General features: G+C 71.2%; 15 protein-coding genes. 4 read left to right on the top strand and 11 right to left on the bottom strand.

What is annotated here, in order from left to right; all coding sequences use genetic code 11:
* Window positions 1-3 precede the first annotated feature (3 nt).
* The gene (gene serS / locus ID810_RS00435; protein WP_166857584.1) at window positions 4-1,275 is read right to left on the bottom strand and encodes a serine--tRNA ligase; all 1,272 of its coding nucleotides are present in this window, start codon (window positions 1,273-1,275) and stop codon (window positions 4-6) included.
* A gap of 243 nt (window positions 1,276-1,518) precedes the next feature.
* Here serS and ID810_RS00430 point away from each other — a divergent pair, with 243 nt between their 5' ends.
* Window positions 1,519-2,451 (top strand): LysR substrate-binding domain-containing protein, encoded by a 933-nt coding sequence (locus ID810_RS00430; RefSeq protein WP_166857582.1) that lies wholly within the window; start codon window positions 1,519-1,521, stop codon window positions 2,449-2,451.
* A gap of 65 nt (window positions 2,452-2,516) precedes the next feature.
* Complete coding sequence (locus ID810_RS00425; RefSeq protein WP_166857580.1) at window positions 2,517-3,578, top strand: diacylglycerol/lipid kinase family protein; 1,062 nt, start codon at window positions 2,517-2,519, stop codon at window positions 3,576-3,578.
* Between the two features lie 627 nt (window positions 3,579-4,205).
* Here ID810_RS00425 and pheA read toward each other — a convergent pair.
* Complete coding sequence (gene pheA, locus ID810_RS00420; protein WP_166857578.1) at window positions 4,206-5,162, bottom strand: prephenate dehydratase; 957 nt, start codon at window positions 5,160-5,162, stop codon at window positions 4,206-4,208.
* Window positions 5,163-5,275: 113 nt separating this feature from the next.
* Between pheA and ID810_RS00415 the strand changes: the two genes are divergently transcribed.
* Complete coding sequence (locus tag ID810_RS00415) at window positions 5,276-7,789, top strand: hypothetical protein (RefSeq protein WP_166857576.1); 2,514 nt, start codon at window positions 5,276-5,278, stop codon at window positions 7,787-7,789.
* Window positions 7,790-7,864: 75 nt separating this feature from the next.
* Here the strand turns inward: ID810_RS00415 and ID810_RS00410 are convergent, their stop codons facing one another.
* From ID810_RS00410 to ID810_RS00370, 9 genes are all read right to left on the bottom strand, one after another.
* The gene (locus ID810_RS00410) at window positions 7,865-8,659 is read right to left on the bottom strand and encodes a glycosyltransferase (protein ID WP_166857574.1); all 795 of its coding nucleotides are present in this window, start codon (window positions 8,657-8,659) and stop codon (window positions 7,865-7,867) included.
* Between the two features lie 210 nt (window positions 8,660-8,869).
* Window positions 8,870-9,898: a DUF5692 family protein gene (locus ID810_RS00405; RefSeq protein ID WP_196781510.1), complete on the bottom strand. Its 1,029-nt coding sequence runs from the start codon at window positions 9,896-9,898 to the stop codon at window positions 8,870-8,872.
* 167 nt (window positions 9,899-10,065) lie between these two features.
* Window positions 10,066-11,430 carry an MATE family efflux transporter gene (locus ID810_RS00400; RefSeq protein WP_166857572.1) on the bottom strand — a complete coding sequence of 455 codons (1,365 nt, stop codon included), beginning with the start codon at window positions 11,428-11,430 and terminating at the stop codon, window positions 10,066-10,068.
* Window positions 11,431-11,552: 122 nt separating this feature from the next.
* Window positions 11,553-12,221, bottom strand: coding sequence for an ABC transporter ATP-binding protein (locus ID810_RS00395; RefSeq protein ID WP_188232620.1), 669 nt, complete (start codon window positions 12,219-12,221; stop codon window positions 11,553-11,555).
* A gap of 10 nt (window positions 12,222-12,231) precedes the next feature.
* Complete coding sequence (locus ID810_RS00390; protein ID WP_243856669.1) at window positions 12,232-13,437, bottom strand: FtsX-like permease family protein; 1,206 nt, start codon at window positions 13,435-13,437, stop codon at window positions 12,232-12,234.
* 28 nt (window positions 13,438-13,465) lie between these two features.
* A complete protein-coding gene (locus tag ID810_RS00385; protein WP_166857566.1) occupies window positions 13,466-14,677 on the bottom strand; it encodes an FtsX-like permease family protein in 1,212 nt (403 codons plus the stop codon).
* Window positions 14,674-15,417 (bottom strand): DUF6273 domain-containing protein, encoded by a 744-nt coding sequence (locus ID810_RS00380; RefSeq protein ID WP_166857564.1) that lies wholly within the window; start codon window positions 15,415-15,417, stop codon window positions 14,674-14,676. Before ID810_RS00380 ends, ID810_RS00385 begins: the two co-directional genes overlap by 4 nt.
* Window positions 15,418-15,438: 21 nt before the next feature.
* On the bottom strand, window positions 15,439-15,873 hold the full coding sequence (locus ID810_RS00375) for a DUF4418 family protein (RefSeq protein ID WP_235931672.1): 435 nt from the start codon (window positions 15,871-15,873) through the stop codon (window positions 15,439-15,441).
* A gap of 969 nt (window positions 15,874-16,842) precedes the next feature.
* Window positions 16,843-18,291, bottom strand: coding sequence for an ATP-binding protein (locus tag ID810_RS00370; protein WP_166857560.1), 1,449 nt, complete (start codon window positions 18,289-18,291; stop codon window positions 16,843-16,845).
* Between the two features lie 63 nt (window positions 18,292-18,354).
* Here ID810_RS00370 and ID810_RS00365 point away from each other — a divergent pair, with 63 nt between their 5' ends.
* Complete coding sequence (locus ID810_RS00365) at window positions 18,355-19,335, top strand: HNH endonuclease (RefSeq protein WP_235931674.1); 981 nt, start codon at window positions 18,355-18,357, stop codon at window positions 19,333-19,335.
* Window positions 19,336-19,350: the final 15 nt, after the last annotated feature.

Below are 19,350 nucleotides of genomic sequence, written 5' to 3'. Positions count from 1 at the left end.
GGGTCAGGCGCGGGGCTCGATGACCTCGAGGCCGCCCATGTAAGGGCGCAGTCCCTCGGGGACAACGACGCTGCCGTCGGCCCGCTGGTTGTTCTCGAGGATGGCGACGATCCAGCGGGTGGTGGCGAGCGTGCCGTTGAGGGTGGCCACCGGGGAGGTCCGCCCATCGCGCTTCTCGCGGATGGCGAGTCGGCGCGCCTGGTAGGTGGTGCAGTTGGAGGTGGAGGTGACCTCCATCCAGCGGTTCTGGGTGGGCAGCCAGGCCTCGCAGTCGAACTTGCGGGCGGCGGAGGAGCCGAGGTCCCCGGCCGCGGTGTCGATGACCCGGTAGGGCAGGCCGACCAGGCGCAGCATCTCCTCTTCGAGGGCGAGCAGACGCTCGTGCTCAGCGACGGCGTCCTCGGGGCGCACGTAGGAGAACATCTCGGCCTTGTTGAACTGGTGGACGCGGATGATGCCGCGGGTGTCCTTGCCTGCGGCGCCGGCCTCGCGGCGGTAGCAGGTGGACCAGCCGAGGTAGCGGCGCGGGCCGTCGGTCAGGTCGAGGATCTCGTCGGTGTGGTAGCCGGCGAGGGCGACCTCGCTGGTGCCGGTGAGGTAGAGGTCGTCCGCCGGCAGGTAGTAGATCTCGTCGGAGTGCTGGCCGAGGAAGCCGGTGCCGCCCATGACCTGCGGGGTCACGAGCGTGGGGGTGACCATCGGGATGAAGCCGTAGCCGGCGGCGGCGTCGAGGGCGGCGGTCATGAGGGCGAGCTCGAGGCGCATGCCCGCGCCCTTGAGGTAGTAGAAGCGGGAGCCGCTGACCTTCGCGCCGCGCCGGGTGTCGATGATGTCGAGACTCTCGCCCAGAGCGAGGTGGTCGGCGGGCTCGAAGCCTTCGACGGCGAAATCGCGGGGGGTGGGGCCCTCGTGGCGCAGGACGATGTAGTCCTCCTCGCCTCCGACGGGTGCGCCCTCGATGAGGTTCTGGAACTGGTGGGCGAGCTTGTCGAGGTGGTCGGCGGCCAAGCCCGAGGCCGCCTCGGCCTGCTTGACCTGCTCGGCGAGCTCCTTGGCCTGGGCGAGGACGGCTGCGCGCTCCTCGGGGGCGGCCTTGCCGACCGAGCGGGAGACGTTCTTCTGCTCAGCGCGCAGGGCCTCAAAAGCACCGAGCCGGGAGCGGCGGGCCTCGTCCGCCTCGATAATGCGGTCGACGAGGTCGACGTCGGCGCCGCGGGCTCGCTGGCTCTCGCGGTAGCGCTCGGGGTTCTCGCGGAGGTCACGCAGGTCGATCATGAGGCCGAGTGTAGCCAGGGCGGCTCGGGCGTCGTCGGCACCCCCTCGGAGTGACCGGCACGGGCCCGCCGGGGCGACCCGCGCGCGGCTCTTTCAAATTGCCTACCGAGTCAGGTGCACCTATAGTCACTTCCATCCCACCTATCCCGATAACTGTAATCGGCGCTCCGTACCATCTCCTCCCGGCGCGACCACCGAGCACACCCCGCGCACCAGCAGCGCCACACTGACAGGACCGCAGCCATGCCCGCCTCCTCCCTGCCCTCCTTCTCCCAGCTGCGCGCCTTCGTCGCCCTGTGCGACCACCAGCACTTCGGCGAGGCCGCCAGCACCCTCGGCGTGAGCCAGCCCAGCCTCTCCCAGGCCATCACCGCCCTGGAGAAGCGTGTCGGCGGTGAGCTCGTCGAGCGCACCACCCGTCGCGTGCTCGTCACCCCCCTGGGTGAGACCCTGCTTCCCTACGCGCGCGAGGCCGTCCTGTCCGCCGAGTCCTTCAACGAGGCGGTCGTCAACCGGGGCCAGGCCCTGACCGGCATGTTGCGCCTGGGTCTTATCCCCACGCTCGCCCCCTACCTCATCCCCGTCATCGCCGACGGCATGGCCAACGAGCTGCCCCGACTCTCCCTGGAGCTGCGCGAGCTCGTCACCAACGACATTCTCGACCAGCTCAACCAGGGACACCTCGACGCCGCCGTCGTCTCCACCGAGGCGGACCTGCCGCGCGTGGCCGCCATCGACATGTACGACGAGCCCTTCGTCGTCCTCGTCCCCGTCTCCCACCCCTGGGCCGGGCGCGAGGACGTCAACCCCACCGAGCTCGATGACCAGGAGCTCCTCCTGCTCGACGAGGACAACTGCCTGCGCGACCAGACCCTGGCCCTGTGCCAGCGTTACGGCACCAACCCGCCCGTCGCCGTCGCCACCACCCTGTCCACGGTCGTGTCGATGGTCTCCCACGGCATCGGCGTCACCGTCCTGCCCGAGGGTGCCCTTCGCATCATCGCCGACCGCCACGGCTACGCCGTCGCACGCTTCGGCGGCACGCCCCCCATGCGCCGGATGGGGCTGGTCCACCGCGCCTCCTCCTCCCGGACCGCGGATTTCCAGCGCCTGGCCCGGGTCATCACCGACCTCGCCATCGACGCCGACCTGCCCGTCACCCCGCTGACCGACTGACCTCCGCCGCAGTCAGCCAGCCACTGGCGGGCCGCCGCAGCCCGCCGCCCGCTAGGCTCCCGGACATGACCCAGGGCACACGCGACGAGGCGCCGCTCGCCTGCGTCGTGCTCAACCCGTCCAAGCCCGCGGTCACCCCGGCGCTGTGCTCCCACCTGGCCGACGCCCTTGAGGCCGCCGGCTACCGCGGCCCCCTGTGGCTCGAGACGAGCCGCACGCAGACCGGCACCGCCCAGGCCCGCCAGTGCGTCGCCTCCGGTGCCCGCCTCGTCCTCGCAGTCGGCGGCGACGGGACCCTGCGCTCGGTGGCGGCGGGCCTGGCGGGCACGGACACGGTCCTGGGGATCATCGCGCTGGGCACGGCAAACCTGGCTGCACGCAATCTTGGCCTGCGTGTGGGCAGCCTCGACGCGCTCATCGCCACCGCCCTGCACGCCCGCCCCCGCGTCGTCGACCTGTCCTGGGTGAGCACGGACCCCTCCGACGCCGACCTCGCCGACCTGTTCGAGGAGCCTCCCGGCGGCTGGGCGCGGCCCTCGCTGGGCCACGAGCATGCCTGCCTCGTCGTCGCCGGGATCGGCTTCGACGCCGACCTCGTCGCCTCGACCCGCCCCGATCTCAAGGCGCGCCTCAAGTGGGGCGCCTACGCTCTGGCCGCCTTCGAGAACCTGTCCTCGCCGCGCATGGACCTCGTCGTGTCCATCGGTGAGGAGGTCGGCGGTCCGGGACGGGCTGAGGTTGTCAGCCCCCGCCGTCACCTCGAGCGCCTGAATGCCCGCACGCTGCTCGTGGCCAACGGCGGGCGCCTGCCCGCGGGCATCGTCCTGCTGCGCGAGGCCGCCATGGACGACGGCGTGCTCGACGTCGCCGCCATCGACACGGTCGGGGGGATCGTCGGCTGGACCTCCCTCGCGCGCCAGGTGCTACCCCCCTACGCGGCCACCTACACCCCGTCGGAGCGGGCGCTCGGTCGCGTGGTGCTGCGGCGCGGGCGCGACGTCGTCGTGCGCACGGCCACGCCCGCGCTCGTCCAGGTCGACGGCGACCTCCTGCCTCCCACGCGCAGCCTGCGGGTACGGCTCCAGCCGGCGGCGGTGCGCGTGAGCCTGCCCGAGGGCGCCCACTGACCCGGGCCGACGCCGCCCCCAACCGAGGAGTTGGGGGCCGGTGGCTCGACTGAGGCGGCTCCCGCGGGGGGCCTGTGCTGTCGGGGTGCACGCTCATGCACGCTCACGCTTTTCGGTCTCCGTCAGAATCCGCGGAATTCTGCGGTTTTCGGGATCGACGCTCTGGAGTCCTTCGGCTCCCATGTGCATGAGCAACGCCCCTGCACATGGGAGCCTCAGAGGCCGTTTCGGCCCGAAGGGCGCGATCCGCGGAATACCAACGAAAAGTCTGAATCGGCCGAATCACACCAGTCACATGAGCGTGCAAGCCCCACCCGGTACCCCGGTCCAGGCACTCATAGCGAGCTCGAGGCCGACGTCGCCACCACGCCCACCCCCGCGCCCGCAAGGAGAGCGCAACGCCTCGAAACTGATCTGCCCGTCTGGCGCAAGCCCACCCGCGCCCGTACGTCAGGCCCGCGCGTCACCGACCGGCCACCCACCACGCACCCGTCGCAGGACACCCCGCGCGCACCAGAACAACGTGCGCGCCGATGGACAACCTGCGTGACTCCACCAGGTTGTCCTACGAGAATGACGTCGTTCTTGGCCGCCTACGTTGTCCTGGCGCCGGCCGCTGAGACCGGCTCAGAGGGTTCGGCCGTCGAGGACGTCCTTGACCCAGGCGCGCGCGACGATGAAGTCCTTGTCGCTCGTGCCCGCGGGCACGACGACGGGGCGGGCGTCCAGGCGCGGGTAGGAGCCGAGGAAGCGCACCTGCGGGCAGGTGCGGTGCAGGCCGATGAGGGCCGCCTGCACGCGCTCCTCGCGCACGTGCCCCTCAATGTCGATGGAGAAGCGGTAGCGGCCCAGGGAGTCGCCCACGGGCCGCGACTCAATGCGCGAGAGGTTGACGCCGCGGGCACTGAACTGCTCGAGCATGCCGAGCAGGGCACCGGATCGGTCGTGCGGGAGCTGGACCTGGAGGGTCGTCTTGTCCGCCCCCGTGGGCTCCCCGATACGCCCGGGGCGGGTGACCTTGACGAAGCGGGTGATGGCGCCGGCGTTGTCCGCCACGCCCCCGGCGATGACCGCGAGCCCGTACTGCTCGGCGGCCAGCGGGTTGCACAGGACGGCCTCGTAGCCGAGCGAGCCGGGATCCTCACTGCCCGCCAGGGCCTTGGCCGGTGCGGAGGTGGAGGTCCCGGCGACGTAGACGGCATCGGGCAGGTTGCGGTGGACCCAGCCCCGGCACTGCGCCCAGGCGTGGGGGTGGGTGGAGATGGCGCGCACGTCCTCCAGGCGGGTGCCCTCGCGCCCGGCCAGGACGAAGGTGATGGGCACGGCCACCTCCGCGGCGATGGTGAGCGGGGCACCGGAGACGAGATTGTCGAGGGTGGCGTTGACCCCGCCCTCGATGGAGTTCTCGATGGGGACGACGGCGGCGTCCGACTGGCGCTCACGCACCCGGTCGAGGGCGGTGGGCACGTCCTGGCAGGAGTCGAGCTCGACGTCGGGCGGGGCGACCTGGCGCAGGGCCATCTCGGTGAAGGTGCCGGCCGGGCCGAGGAAGGACCAGCGCTGGGGGGTGGTGGGGGCCGTCATGGGCTGAGGTTATCGACCGGGCGTGGGCCGTGGTGGATGTGCCTGCCTGATGAGAGGCCGGAATCATCTGCCAGGAGGGTTGCTCACGACGATGACAACCGTAAGGTGGCCGCATGAGTCCGCAGGTCCGCCGCCACCAGCGTCTGGCACGCACGTGCGCGCTCCTCCTGCTGACGGTGCTGGGCGCGGTCCTGGCGGTCGCCACCCCCGCCCTGGCGGGCTCCGCCCCCGCCCTGGCCGCGCCGAGCGCCCCCTCCGGGGCCTCGACCACGGGCACGAAGCCCGCCCCCGTCATCCTCATTGCCACAACCGGCCTGACCTGGGGCGATCTCATCGCCGAGCACACCGCCCCGCTCGACGGCGGCCCCACCCCGGATCCGCAGGATGTCACCGAAACCCTCCTGAGCCTGACCTGGGCGGCCACGCCCGCCAACCTCGTTCAGCGCACCGCCTCCGCCACCACCTGCCCGGCCGACGCCTGGCTGTCGTTGTCCGCGGGCGCCCGCACGCGAGCCCTGCCCTCCTCCGACGGGACCGACTGCGGCTGGCCCACCGACTGGAACGACGCCGTCGCCGCCTCGCAACAGGCCGGCTACGGCGCCCAGCCCGGGGCCCTGGCGGACGCCCTCGCCCAGGCGGGCCTGAGCACGCTCGCGGTCGGTCGTGGCGCCTCGCTCATGCTCACCACCTCCGACGGCGACGCCCCCGCCTCAGTCCGCTCATTCGAGCAGGCCGTCTCATTCAACAGACTGGCGGACCTCACCGTCGTCGACGCGACGGAACCCCACGTGCTGATCGAGTCGCTGCGGCTGGCGTCCGCGCTGGACGACGCCCGCGTCGTCGTCGCCTCTATCGCGGACCCCACGGACCCGGGCCTGCAGGCGCTGGTCCTGCCGAAGGGCACCACCGGCTGGAGGGGCACGGGTGCCGTTCCCGCCGACGCCGTCGTCAGGGCCGACGACGCGCTCCTCGTCACCTCCCCGTCGACCCGCCAGCCGGGCCTCGTCCAGCTGACGGACCTGTCCCCCACACTCCTGACCGCGCTAGGAGTTGAGGTGCCCACCAGCATGACCGGGCAGGCGCTCGCCCTGCCCACCACCTCCCCGGCTGTCGAGCTCAAGCCGCTGGATTCGCGCCACGCGCCCCTGGGCGTCCTGCCCCTGGCCCGCGACGCCCTGCACGCCGAAGCCTCGCAGATGACGACGCTGCCGGTCGGCGGGGCCCTCGTGCTCGCGTCCCTGGCATGCCTCGTTGTGGCCGCGGTGGTCCTGCGCGGCCCGGCGGGGCCACGGCACCTGCGCGCAGTAGGCATCACCGCGACCTGTGTGGCCGCCCTGCCGGCGGGCGCCTGGTTGGGCGCGACGATCCCGTGGTGGCATGCGGGCGCGAGCACCGCCTACGAGCCGGGCCGGCAGGTGGTGCCCGCCGCGCTGGCCGCGACCGTCGTCATGGCCCTGTGTCTCCTTGCGCTCCTGCACGGCGCCTCCGCCGCGGTGACCGCGCTGCACGCTCGTACGCTGCTGCGCGCACAGGCCCCAAGCGCTTCCGAGGCATGGCGCCTGGGGCGCCTGGTTCAGCCCCACTCCTTCTGGGAGCCCACCGCGCCACAGCTGACGGTCGTTCTACTCGCGGCCACCATCGCCGTCGTTCTGTTCGCCGACGGCGCTGCCGGCGCCCCCCTGGGCTTCAACGGCGTGCTGGGCATGGACGCCGTGGTGGCGGGGCGCTTCTACGGATTGTCGAACACGGCTTTCGCCCTGGGGGCGGCGGCGCTGGTCGTGGCGGTTGGGGCGGTGGCCGGGCCGCTCGTCGCAGTTCAGCCCTCGCCGGCGCTCAGGCGCACTGCGGCCTTTGTGGGCGTGGGGGTGCCCGGGGTGGTGGCGCTGATCGTGGTCGGGCTGCCGTCTCTGGGGGCCGACGTCGGCGGGGCGCTCACGCTGGTGGCGGCCTTCGCGGCCTTGGCCGCCGGGATGGCGGGTGGCCGCATCACGTGGAGGCAGTGGCTCGGCGTCGGCGTCGGCGCGGTCACGGTGGTGGGTGCCTTCGGTCTCGCGGACCACGTGACGGGCTCGGGCACGCATATGGGCCGCTTCGTGGGCCAGCTCCAGGACGGGACGGCGGCGACGACGGTGCGCCGCAAGGCGTGGGCGCTGGTGGCTCCCTTCGCGTCCTCGCCGCTGGCCCTGGTGGCACTCGTCCTCGCCGTCGTGGCGGTGGCGGGGGCCTGGTGGTGGCTCGCGCGTGAGCGCTGGGCCTGGCGGGCGGGGGTCTCCGGCTACGCGCCGCTTGTGGCGTCGATGAGCACGGCGGTTGACTCGGCGCAGGACCGGTCGGAGGGCCGGGTCGGGGATGCGGCCGACGGCGGTCAGGTCGGCGGCCCGGACGGCTCAGACGGTCCCAACGGCGGTCGGGTCGATGGCTCGGTGGACGGCCTAGGCGGCCGGGAGGTCACGCAGGGGCTCGTGCCCAGATGGTTCGTGCCGGTGCTGCGCGCGCTGCTGGTGCTCGTCGTCGTCGAGGTGCTTGTCAATGACTCGGGGGCGTCGATGGCGGTGCTGTCCGCAACCTGCGCGGCCCCGCTCCTGCTGGCACTCGGCTGCGCCCGACTCCGGCCCCGCACACGCTGAACCGCCTCGCGCTCAATCGAACCGGCTCAGCCGGGCTCTGCCGTTCAGGCCCGGGCCCCGTGCGGGTGCGGGTTCTCAGTCCTCGCGCACGGCCCGGTAGGCGCGGAAGGGCGACTGGGCCCGCACGGTGTCCTCGTCGAGGCCGCGCACGCGGCGTCCGCGCAGTCGGCGGGCGGCGACGGCGCGCAGGACGTCGCGGTACTGGGTGGCGCGGTGGACCTTTCCGGCCCGGTCATTGCCGGTGACGCGGTGGGTGATGTCGCAGGGGACCTCGATGACGGTGAGTCCGGCGGCGAGCACGTCGATGCTCAGTGCGACTTCGACACCCCAGCCGGTGGCGAGGGGCGCGGCCGCCTCATAGGCCTCACGGGTGAGGCAGCGCTGGCCGGACAGCGGGGCGACGGGCGCCCAGCCGGTGGCGCTGGCGATGGCGGCCCGGGCGGCGCGCACGACCCGGCCCCGGCCACCGGCGCCGACCTGCTTGGGGGGCACGGCGATGGCCATGTCGGCGGCGCCGTCGAGCACCGGGGGGACGAGCTCGGAGCAGGCGGCGGCGGTATCGCCAAGGTCTGCGTCGATGAAGAGCAGAAGCCGGGAGGGGCCGTCGGAGTAGTCGCGCATGGCGACGATGCTGGCGCCGGTCTCCAGGGCGGAGGCCTTGCCCCGGGTGACCGAGTGGCGCACGGTGACGGCGCCGGCGGCGCGGGCGTGGCACTGGGTGTCGTCGGTGGAGCCGTCATCGACAACGACGACGAGGTCAACCCGGGGGATGGCGCGGCAGGCCCGGACGGTGGCGGCGATGGAGGCGGCCTCGTTCTTGGCTGGGATGACGACGGCGGCTCGTTGGTCCGGGGGCTCTGACGGGCTCACGGCACAAGCGTATCCACTTCCGCCCAGGAGATCAGACCACGGCACGCGCACCACGCCGACGGAGCTGGACGCACGGTTTCCCGGGATCTGCCTGCGAGCCCACCACGCGTCAGACGCCGGTGCGCGATAGTCGTCGTTGGTCGTCTTAGGACATGTCCTGAGACGACCAACGGCAGTGATGGTGACGTGGGGTCCGACGTCGTCGGGGCCTCAGGCGACCAGGCCGTGGCGGACGAGGCGGCCGTCGGCGTCGACGACGTTGCTCGGCTCACCCAGGGCCTTGACCTCGCGCTGGGCGGCGAGGTCACCGTAGAGCTCGCCCGTGTAGGGGTTCTTGCGGGTCCTGACGACCTTGAGGGCCATGTAGGCGGCGACAAGGACGTTGCACAGCAGGGCGGCCGCGGAGACGAGCGTGAGGGAGGTGGTCGAGTACGTTGAGCTGACGTGGAAGGCGCCCTCGTCAATGAATGCAGGCACGGTCTGGGCGAACATGCACCACAGGGCGAGGGTGTGGGCGCGGTGCTGGAGCCAGGCGCCCTTGCCCAGCGTGAAGGAGCACAGGGTGGGGGCCAGCAGGAGCGCGAAGCCGCAGTACCAGGCGTGACCGGGCAGGCAGTTGTAGGTGTAGGCGAAGTTCCACAGGTCGTAGGCGATGATCCAGAACCACAGCATGTCCGGCCAGAGCATGTCGCGCGAGCCGTCGCCCTTGACCTTGCGGCGCACGACGATGCCCATCCAGCCGGTGATGGTGATGATGTTGAGGACGCCGGCGGCGGCGTTCATGTAGTTCCAGGGTCCGCCGACCACCCACATGCCGTCGGCGGTGCCGCCGCCCACGTACTGCAGGCCCACCTGGATGTCACGGGCGACGGCCTCGCAGATGTTGAGGGCGAGGATGAAGGGAGGGAAGCTCAGGGCGAGGCGGTTGTCGGCCAGGCGCCAGGTGGTGCCGTCCTTGCGAGTGCCCTGCAGGTAGCGGATGCACCAGAAGCCGATGCAGCCGGCGGTGGCGGAGTAGACCTTGGCCAGGTGGAACCAGTCCGTGTAGGTGGTCTCGGACAGGACGGTGAACCACAGGACGGACAGGACCAGCGGCAGGGCCACGAAGGCGGCGAACCCGACCCACTTGAAGCGGCGGGTGACCTCATTGAAGCCGAAGAGTGCGGCGAAAACGAGGATCCACACGAGCCAGACCTCGATGGCCGAGGCTCCGGCGTCGTAGTTGAAGGTGAACAGCATTGTTCTCTCCTGCGGCAGCGGTGTTCCGGCGCCGTCCTCGGGGTGCGGGGTCGCGCCGGCTGCGGGGCATCCGGGTGGCGGACCTCAATCGCCCGTCGTGGATGTCTACAACATATTGTCCCGTGCGTTGGAGGATTTCTCTGGGGCTGAGGTCCCGGCCCCGGCCCTCAGGTCACGACGCCCGAGCGGGCGGTCCGCGCGTCGTCACCGAGAAGCCGACGGCGGGTGCGCAGGTAGGCGGGGACGAGCAGTGCGACGGCGCCCACCCAGGCCAGGGGCTCACTGGCGCACACGCCGAGGTAGCCGAACAGCCCTCCGAGCCAGACCGCGGCGATGACGCGCATGACGAGCTCGGCCACGCCCGAGTAGAAGGGGGCGCGCATCTTGCCCAGGCCCTGCAGGGCGCCACGCATGACGTAGAGGATCGCGAGGATCCAGTATGTCAGGGAGAACATGATGACCGCCTGGGCGGAGAGGGTGACGACCTGCTCGGAGCCGTCGCCGACGAAGACTCGTGACAGTGGCGCGGCGGTCGGTACGAGGATGAGCGCGAGCACCAGCGAGGTCACGAGGGCCAGGACGTTGCCCTGCCTGACACCCAGGCGCACGCGGTCCAGGCGTCGCGCCCCGAAGTTCTGGGCGACGTAGGTGGACACGGCTAGGCCGATCGAGGACAGGGTGGAGTTGGCCAGCCCGTCGATGCGGATGGCGGTGGTGAAGGCGGCGACGGCGTCGGAGCCGAGCTCGTTGAGCCGCACCTGCATGGCGACCGCGCCGATGGCGATGATCGACATGTTGAAGCCGAGGGGCGCGCCCATTCGCAGGTGGTGGGCGAGCTCGGCGCGGGTGACCCTCCAGTCCTCGCGGCGCAGGTGGAAGACGGGGAAGCGCAGCCGGATCCACCACAGGCACAGCAGGGCGCTGGCGACCTCGGCGATGGCGGTGGCGTAGGCGGCGCCCTCGACACCCATGCCGAACCAGGCGATGAGGGCGATGTCGAGGACGATGTTGAGGCCGGAGGCGATGGCGAGGAAGACGAGCGGGGTGCGCGAGTCCCCGACCGCGCGGATGATCGCGGACAGGTAGTTGAAGGCGACGATGGCACAGGAGGTGGCGAAGCAGACCAGGCCATAGCTCATGGCGTCGTCCATGAGCTCGGCGGGCGTGCGGAACAGCACGAGCAGCGGCCTGAGCAGCACCGTGCCGATGACGGTGAGCACGACGGTCAGGGCCACGGACACGAGGGTGCCGGCCGCCACGGAGCGACGCACGGCCACCTCGTCCTGGGCCCCGTAGGCCTGGGACAGGGGGATGGTCAGGCCGCTGGTCATGCCGAAGGAGAAGCCGATGACGAGGAACAGCAGGACGCCGGTGGCACCGACGGAGGCCAGCGGCAGGACGCCGAGGAAGCGGCCGACGACGATGGTGTCGGCGAGCTGGTAGGCCTGCTGGATGATGTTGCCCAGGACGAGGGGGACGGTGAAGGCGCCGATGACGCGCCAGGGGGTGCCTTCGGTGAGCGGGGTGGGCATGGAGTCCTCGGGTCGGGCGGGGGCGTTCAGATCAGAAGACTCAGCCTAATGGTCTTCCCGATTGTTTTCCTCTCGCATTTTTACGAGTCTCGTCACGTTGCCACCCTCCGCACAGGACACCCTCAGGACAGACGGCCCCCGTCCATCGTGAGGACCCGGTCCGCGACCCTGTCCGCCTCGGCCTCGTGAGTGACGACGAGCACCGCGCTGCCGTCGTCGGCCGCCTGTCGCAGGAAGGTCAGGGCCAGCTCGACGTTCTCACTGTCCAGCCCGGCCGTGGGCTCGTCGGCGAGCAGGACGGCGGGGCCCATGAGCAGGGCGCGGGCGAGCGCCAGGCGCCGCAGCTCGCCGCCGGAGAGCTCCTGGGGACGCTCCTCCGCAAGCCCGGTCAGGCCGACGTCGTCGAGCAGCGTGAGCGCACGCGCCACCGGGGGCTCGGCGTCGCCGTGGATGACCGCGGGCAGCAGGACGTTCTCCAGGACGGTCAGTGAGCGCAGGGCGGCGTGCCCCTGGGGCACGAGGCCGATGCTCTCGTTGCGCAACCGCGAGCGCTCGCCCTCCGCCAGGGCGTAGAGGTCCTGGCCGCCCACCTCGACCGTGCCGGCGGTGGGGGTCAGCAGCCCGGCGAGCATCATGAGCAGCGTGGACTTGCCGGAGCCGGAGCGGCCGGTCACCACGGTCAGACTCCCGGGGTCGAGGTCGAGGTCGGTGGGGGCCACGGCGGTGAGCACCGCGCCCGAGCGGCTGGAGCGGGGGTAGTCCTTGGTCAGGGCCCGAGCCCGAATCGTCAGGTTCGTCATGTCACTCGCCCTCCTTGAGCACGAGGCTGGGGTCCATGCGGTGGGTACGGCGCAGGCTGATGGCCGCGCTGAGTGCCGCGGCGAGGACAGCCCCGGCGAGGGTGGCGACGGCGATGAGGACAACGGCGCCCACCCCCGGCAGGACGAGGCCCACGCCCAGGGCCTGGCCGATGGCCGTGGCGAAGGAGGGCACGAGCACTCCCGCGACGACAATGCCGGTCAGCGCCCCGGTGAGGTTGACGATGACGGCCTCGGCGACGACGGTGCGTGCCACCGCTCGGTCACCGGCCCCCAGGGCGGTGAGGGTCGCGAGCTCCCGACGGCGCTCGTGGACCACCAGGGCGTGCACGAGCACCGTGACGGCCAGTCCCAAGCCCCAGATGAGGGCGACGATCGCGGTGACGGTGCGTGCGGCGCTCTCGAGGGAGGCGGCGACGCCGGCGACCATGCCGGAGGCGGTGGTGACGGTGACCCCGTAAACCTGCGCGGCGATGGCGGCGGCCACGGCGTCAGGGTCGGCGTCGTCGGCCAGATCCACGGTGACGGCGGAGACGACGTCGTCGGCGTTGACGTAGCCGTAGCGGTTGAGGTTCTTGTCGAAGGAGGCCTTGAGGACCGTGGCGAAGGTGTCGCGGGTCATGTAGACGGCGCTGTCGAGGCTGGTGCCGGAGGGGGCGAGCTGGCCGGCGATCCGCAGGTCGTGGTCGAAGAGGGTCAGGCTGTCGGAGATGGTGACATTGGCGCCGACGACGACCTCCATGTCGCCAACACCCCCGTCGTCACCCGCGCCGCCGCGCGAGTCGGCGATCCACGGCTGGATCGTGAAGTCGGTGGCGGGATCGAAGGCGATGAGCTGGAGGCGGGAGGAGCAGCAGGAGGACTTGGCCGAGGCGAGGTAGAGCTGGGCGGAGACGCGCCGGACGCCCTCGACGGCGGCGACCTGTGCGACGACGTCGGCGTCCATGTAGAAGTAGTCGGGCTCGGCGGTCAGGAGGGCCTGCTGGGGGTTGAAGCCGGTGCCGGTGTCCTCGGGGGTGACGAGGATGTCGGCGCCCAGGCGCGTGCGGGCGAGGTCGAGGCCCTGGCGCACGCCCTGGATGACGAGCCCTCCGCCGAAGGCGGCGACGGCCATGAGCCCGGTGAGGGCGAGCAGGGCGGCGGTGCGGGCGGGGTAGCCGCGCAGGTTGTGCCACGGCAGGGTCCTCATGGTGAGCACGTGTGTTCCTCCGATGGTGTCAGACGGTCAGGAGCGCCTGTCCGCCGTCGCGGCGCAGGGTGCGGCGCAGGGCGAGGCGGGTGCTGGCGGCGGCGGTGAGCAGGGTGAGGCCGACGGCGGTCGCGGCGGCGAGGGCGAGGGCGGTGGGCTGCGGTGGTCCACCGGGTAGGGCTCGGCCCGCCAGGGCCAGGGCGGTGGCGGCCACGGCCGTGCCGGTCAGGGCACCGACGACGTGGACGAGCAGCGTCTCGTGGGTGAGGAGGCGGCGCACGGTGCGGGCGCTGGCCCCGACGGTGCGCCAGACCCGGATCTCCTGGCGGCGCTCATGCATGAGCAGGAACTGGGTGACGGCGTGGGCACTCACGAGCAGGGCCCAGGCCAGGGCGGTGGCGCCGACGACGAGGCCCAGGTGGGCGGTGACGGTGGTGGCGGTGGACACCAGGGCGGCGTCGGAGTAGTCGGCGGTGACTTTGCGGACGTAGACGTTGACCCAGCCGGCGACGGAGGCGGCGGCGTCGCGCTCGCGGAGGGTGAGCAGGGCGGCGGAGTAGCTGGTGGCGGGGTCGATGCCCTGGTAGCGGGTGTCGCCCGCGGTGGCGGCGGCGTCGAGGAGGGGGCGCAGCGTCTCGGTGCTGGCCACGACGGCGTCGTCGAGCCGGGTGCCGGTGGCGGCGAGGTGGGCGGTGACGGGCCAGGGGCGGCCCCACAGGGTGACGGTGGTGGGGTCGCCGCCCAGCCGGGTGGCGACGTTGGCGCCGACGGCGAGGGCGCCGGTGGCCGGGTCGGCGTCGGGACCCTCCTCGAGCCAGGCGGACAGGGCGGTGTCGGTGGCGGGCTCGTAGCCGACGATCCACACGTCCTGGCCGTCACCGAGGGTGGTGGTGAGGTAGAGCTGGTGGGTGACGACGGCGATGTCGTCGTTCTGGGCCAGGCGTGCCAGGGCGGTGCGCTCGCGCTGGTAGTCGACGGGGGTGCCCAGGACGGTGAGCGCGTTGTTGGGGATCTGCTGGCGGCCGGCGGTGGGGTAGACGATGACGTCGGCGCCCAGGCGCTGTTCGGCGAGCACGAGCTCGGCCCGGGTGCCGGCCAGGAGGGTGAGCCCGGCCATGAGGCAGGCGGCCTGGGCGAGCGCGAGGGCGAGGAGGATCGCGGTGCGGGCGTGGTGGGCGAGGGCGGTGCGGGCGGGGATGGCACGCAGAGTCAGGGGGCGCTGAGTGCGGTGGCGGGTCACGGGCGCGGCTCCCCGCTCGACGCGCTGGACGGGGTGGTGGTCCCCCAGACGCTGAGCCATAGGGCGGGGCGCACCCCGAGCTCGGCGTCGGCGGCGATCCCGGCGGTGATGGGCTCGCCGTCGGCGGAGACGTACTGGGCGGCGTAGTCGTCTCCTCCGGGCGAGCGCAGCCACCAGTCGGTGTGGCCCTCGTCGTCGGTGTACAGGGCGGGGCTGGAGGCGGCGTCGGTGACGGTGGCCCGGCCGGTCCACTCGCGGTCCCAGTCGGTGGAGAGGTAGATGACGGCGTCGGTCTCGCTCAGGGCCAGGACGCGGTCGGTGGTGGGAGCGCCGCCGTCGGTTCCGGCGATGGACTGGTCGAGGTTGTCCAGGACGGTGGGCTGAACGAGGTCCTGCTCGGCGGGGGTCAGCGCCTGGGTGAGGAAGTCGGTGTTGAGCCAGGCGCGCAGGTCGGAGTCGGCCCAGGTGATGGGCTCGAAGGGGACGTGGTGGTAGGGGCGGGCGGCGACGACGTCGGCGGTCAGCAGCAGGAGACGGTCGTCGATGCGGTCCAGGACGATCCACTCCAGCGGTTCGGCGCCGTTGGTGGCGTCGCCGTCCTGCTCCCAGGTGCCCAGGATGACGACGTCGCCCTTGTGCGCGGTGGCGTAGTCGGTGGTGGGGGTGGGGGCGCAGGAGCCGAGGGCGCCTGGGAGCAGGAGGGCGAGCGCGGCCACGACGGCGCGCACGCGAGTGGTCATCGACCCTGGTGTGGCGGGCCGTCAGGCGGCGGCCTGGGCGAGGGTGCGTGCGGGGCGGCGCAGACCGCGCAGGGTGGTGACCAGGGAGGTGACGCCGGTGCCGGCGATGAGGACGCTCATGATGCGGGTGAAGGGCAGGAAGACGGTGCGGCAGCGCATGGTCTCCATCATGCACAGGGGGCAGATGACGCCGGGCAGGAGGAAGACGACGGCGGCGCCGATGACGCCGAGGGCCTGAAGGCCGGCGCGCAGGGCGCGGTTGCTCACGAAGGCGCTGGAGCCCCAGACGAGGGCGAGGACGCCGGCTCCGGCGGTGACCTGGTTCTGGCAGTGGTGGCAGTGCATCCAGGTGCCGTCGGGCTTGGGGTCGCAGGCGGAGAAGGCGGTGTTGACGCCGACGGCGAGGAGGGCGGCCAGGGCCGCGGCGGCGAGCGGGAGGGAGCGGGCGATCTTCACGGGGGTCCTTAATGGTAACGACGTCCGGCTGGGGTGACGGAGGATAGTTAAGTCTGCCCTAAGTAGCCTCGTCAAAGATGGAGGACGTGGCGTCAGCATCCGCGGGGCGAGCGGAGTGGCCGGGGTCAGGCTCGGCAGACCGTACGACAGGACATTCCTAGGGTCTTCACAGCGTGGACCGGGGTAGTTTTTCAGGGTGCTTGGGTTGCATATAAGTCACCGCCGGACGGAACGGGTCGCGAGGGTTGGGGAGCCCCGTGACCGGCCCGGACCGAGGATGGCGAGGGTCCAAGGGAGCTCTCGCCATCCGTTCTGGCGAAGGAGGAGCGCTCCCCCTGTGAGGGATAGGGCGCGGAGCCCCTCACGACGAAGGCCCCCGGGCCGGGACGACACCCCGGGCCCGGGGGCCTTGTCCGCACACCCAAACCCAAAACCAGCAGGCCCACACGACACCCCCGGGCCCGGGGGCTTTGTTCTTGCCCACGCGGGTGTGCGGAAGCCATCACTGGCCTCACTCAACCCCTCACTGAACCCTCACTGAACCCTCACTGAACCCTCACTGCATACAGTGACGATCTCACTCTCTACAGTGAGGACCACCCGACCCACGACGTCGGACCCACGACCTCGCTGCCACAGTGGCCGCCGACGGCGTCCGGACGGGAGGGGCGGGCCTGGATTTCCTAGGCTCTTTTCAGGTTGACGGGGGGTGGCCTTTCAGGGTGCTTGGGTTTCATATGACTTACCGCCGGACGGAACGAGTCGCGAGGGTTGGGGAACCCCTTGACCGGCCCGCACCGAGAGCCACCAGGGTCTAAGGGAGCCCGGGTGACTCGCTCCGGCGAAGGAGTAGCAGCTCCTTCTCGTTGGGAACCGGGGAGTGCAGCGCCTCACGACGAAGGCCCTCGGGCCCGGGAGACACCTCCCGGACCGAGGGCCTTGTCATTGTTAGCACCGGAACTCGCGGAGTCAGTGCGCGATGAGGTACTTCCTCCTCCGGCTCTGCGGCGGCGCCGTCGCCTCCACGAGTCCCCTCTCCACAAGATCACGGAGCAGAGGACGCACGTAGCCGACGCTCCTGCCCGTCATCTCCGAGACCTCATGGATGGACCGGGGCTCATCCGTGCGCAGGACCCGCAGGATCTCGCGCCGAGCCTCGCTGATCACGCGCATGGCGGACCTACGGCCAGCGGCGTCCGGGAGTTCGTTCGGCCCGGCGTCGGCCTGCGGGGCGAGGGACCCGAAGCGGTCGAGGCGCACGACGACGTGGTCGACGGTGGAGGCGCTGTAGTCGGGGGCGTCGAGCCCCTGCTGGCGCATGGCGACGACCATCCGCAGGACGCCGGAGCCCTGCTGCTCGGCGACGGTGGAATGGCCATCCAGTGGCACCAGACTGAGGAGCCGGACAAGAACCTGGTTCCGAGCCTGGGAGCGACCGTCCGCGACGTTGTCCTTGGTCTTGTCCCCCCAGAAGCCGCCAGGGCTGGAGACCTCCACCCAGTCCGGGTAGACGTCGACGGCGACCTGCTGCCCACGTACCCAGTGGGAGTAGTCGCGGTGCATCACGGCATTGGTGATGGCCTCACGAAGAACCTCCTCAGGGAGCTCTGCGACGTCGCGCCCGCCGGTGCCGTCGACAACTCTGTGCACGCGCAGGTTGCGCAGCACCGCGGCAACGGCGTCCTGGATCATCCGCGGCAGGGGGCCGTCGCAGTTCTGACGGTCGATGAAACGGATGCTCGGGTCCTGCGACGTGTCGAGTCCGGGGTGCACGGCGACGTCAACAGTGAGCTGGGGGTACTCCTGCTGCGGATAGGCGCCGAGGGCGAGATACCCGGCCAAGGTCACCTCGCCGTCCCGGGTGAGGACGTTGATCCTCGCGAGGGCTGCTGCGACGTCGTCGGGAGCGATGCCCTCAAGTGCGTGTGAGCGCCCCGCTCGAAGCACGTCAAGGGTCCGGGCCACACTTTCCTTGGAGAGATCGGCGAGAGTTGCGCCGGGGACGACCTCGCGGTCTGTGCTGTCCATCTGGTTCTGGGTGCGCAGGAGGTACCCCTCATAGGGGGTCAGGCGCACATCGGCGTCGTCGGCCCGCCTGTAGCTGCCGCGCTCGACGCCCTGGTCGTAGACGAAGCACGGCATGGCAATGCCCGGTTCGGCCCGGAGGGGGTGGATGGTGAGGACGAGGACGTCGTGGTCGTCCACGCTTCCCCGTGCCAGCTCGTAGTCGGGCACCGGCTGCACCTTGGGGCTCTCCCCCAGGGCTCGGGAGAGACCGACGCGCAGGCCGTTCACGAGGGCGGGCACGTCGAGGTCTGGAACCGAAGCGAAGCCGGCGCTCTCATCCAGCCCGAGGATGATGACTCCGCCATCGGTGTTCGCGAAGGCCGACACCGACTCGCTGATTCCTCGAGCCACTGTCACACCTGAGGATGCGGCAGACTTGTCACTGTCTATTCATCACGGGCGGAAGGACCAGCGTTGGCAGGCGGAGCGAAGTTCTCGCCGGACGAGGAGCTGGATGCTCACCTCGCCATGATGGCCTGGTTCGACGCTCGTCGCCACGAAGGACGCGAGCTCACCACCTTCCGCGACCTCGAGGTCGGTTTCCTCTGGCACGGACATCGAATCTCTCTCATCGCACGCAACCAGGGAATCTGGAAGCCCGCTGCCTTCGCCGCTGCGTTGACATTCAAGACGACAGCGCCCAAGGAGGGGCGAGAAGCTCCTTACGAGGACCGCATCGATGAGGACGGCACTCTTCGATACAAGATGGCCGCCACCCGGGACAAGGAGTGGACGAACCGAGCCATGATGTTGGCTGCAGAACGCGGCTACCCCCTCGCGTGGCTCGTGGGGACGAAGCCAGCCAACACCCTCTACTACTACGCACGATTTCCTGCGTTCATCACCGGAGTGGATCTCGAGAATCGGGAGTTCCTCATCACCATCGGTGGTGACCCCGACCAGCCTGTTGACCTCTCTGACATCAGGAAGCGCGCCGCCGAAGGAATCGAACGAAAGTACGTCTCTCGCTGGACGAAACAGCGGCTACATCAGCAGCGGTTCCGTGAAAACGTCCTGTCTGCATACGACATGTCATGTGCGGTATGCGACATGCCTCATGCCCAACTGATCGAAGCCGCCCATATCGTGGCCGACGCGGACGACGCCGGCATCCCCGTCGTCGCCAACGGACTGGCCCTGTGCCGGGTGCACCACACCGCCTATGACAAGCATCTTCTCGGCATCGACGAGTCACGCCGCATCCACGTCGCGGAGCGAGCACGACGTCTGGAGGAGGTAACCGGCAGGAGCGCACTCGCCCCCTTCGACGGCGGACGCCTGACTCACGTCCCCGAGAGAAGGGCGCTCCAACCGGACGGTCAGCGCCTTCGCCGGCACTTCGATCGATTCGTCGACCTGAACCAGGGCGGCCTTCTCGGTGCCGTAGACCTCTGAGCTTCCAACAAGCTA

This window comes from Actinomyces respiraculi, from assembly GCF_014595995.2.
Taxonomy (GTDB): domain Bacteria; phylum Actinomycetota; class Actinomycetes; order Actinomycetales; family Actinomycetaceae; genus Actinomyces; species Actinomyces respiraculi.
The sequence above is the reverse complement of the archived record's forward strand: the minus strand, read 5'-3'. Positions and strand labels throughout refer to the sequence as shown.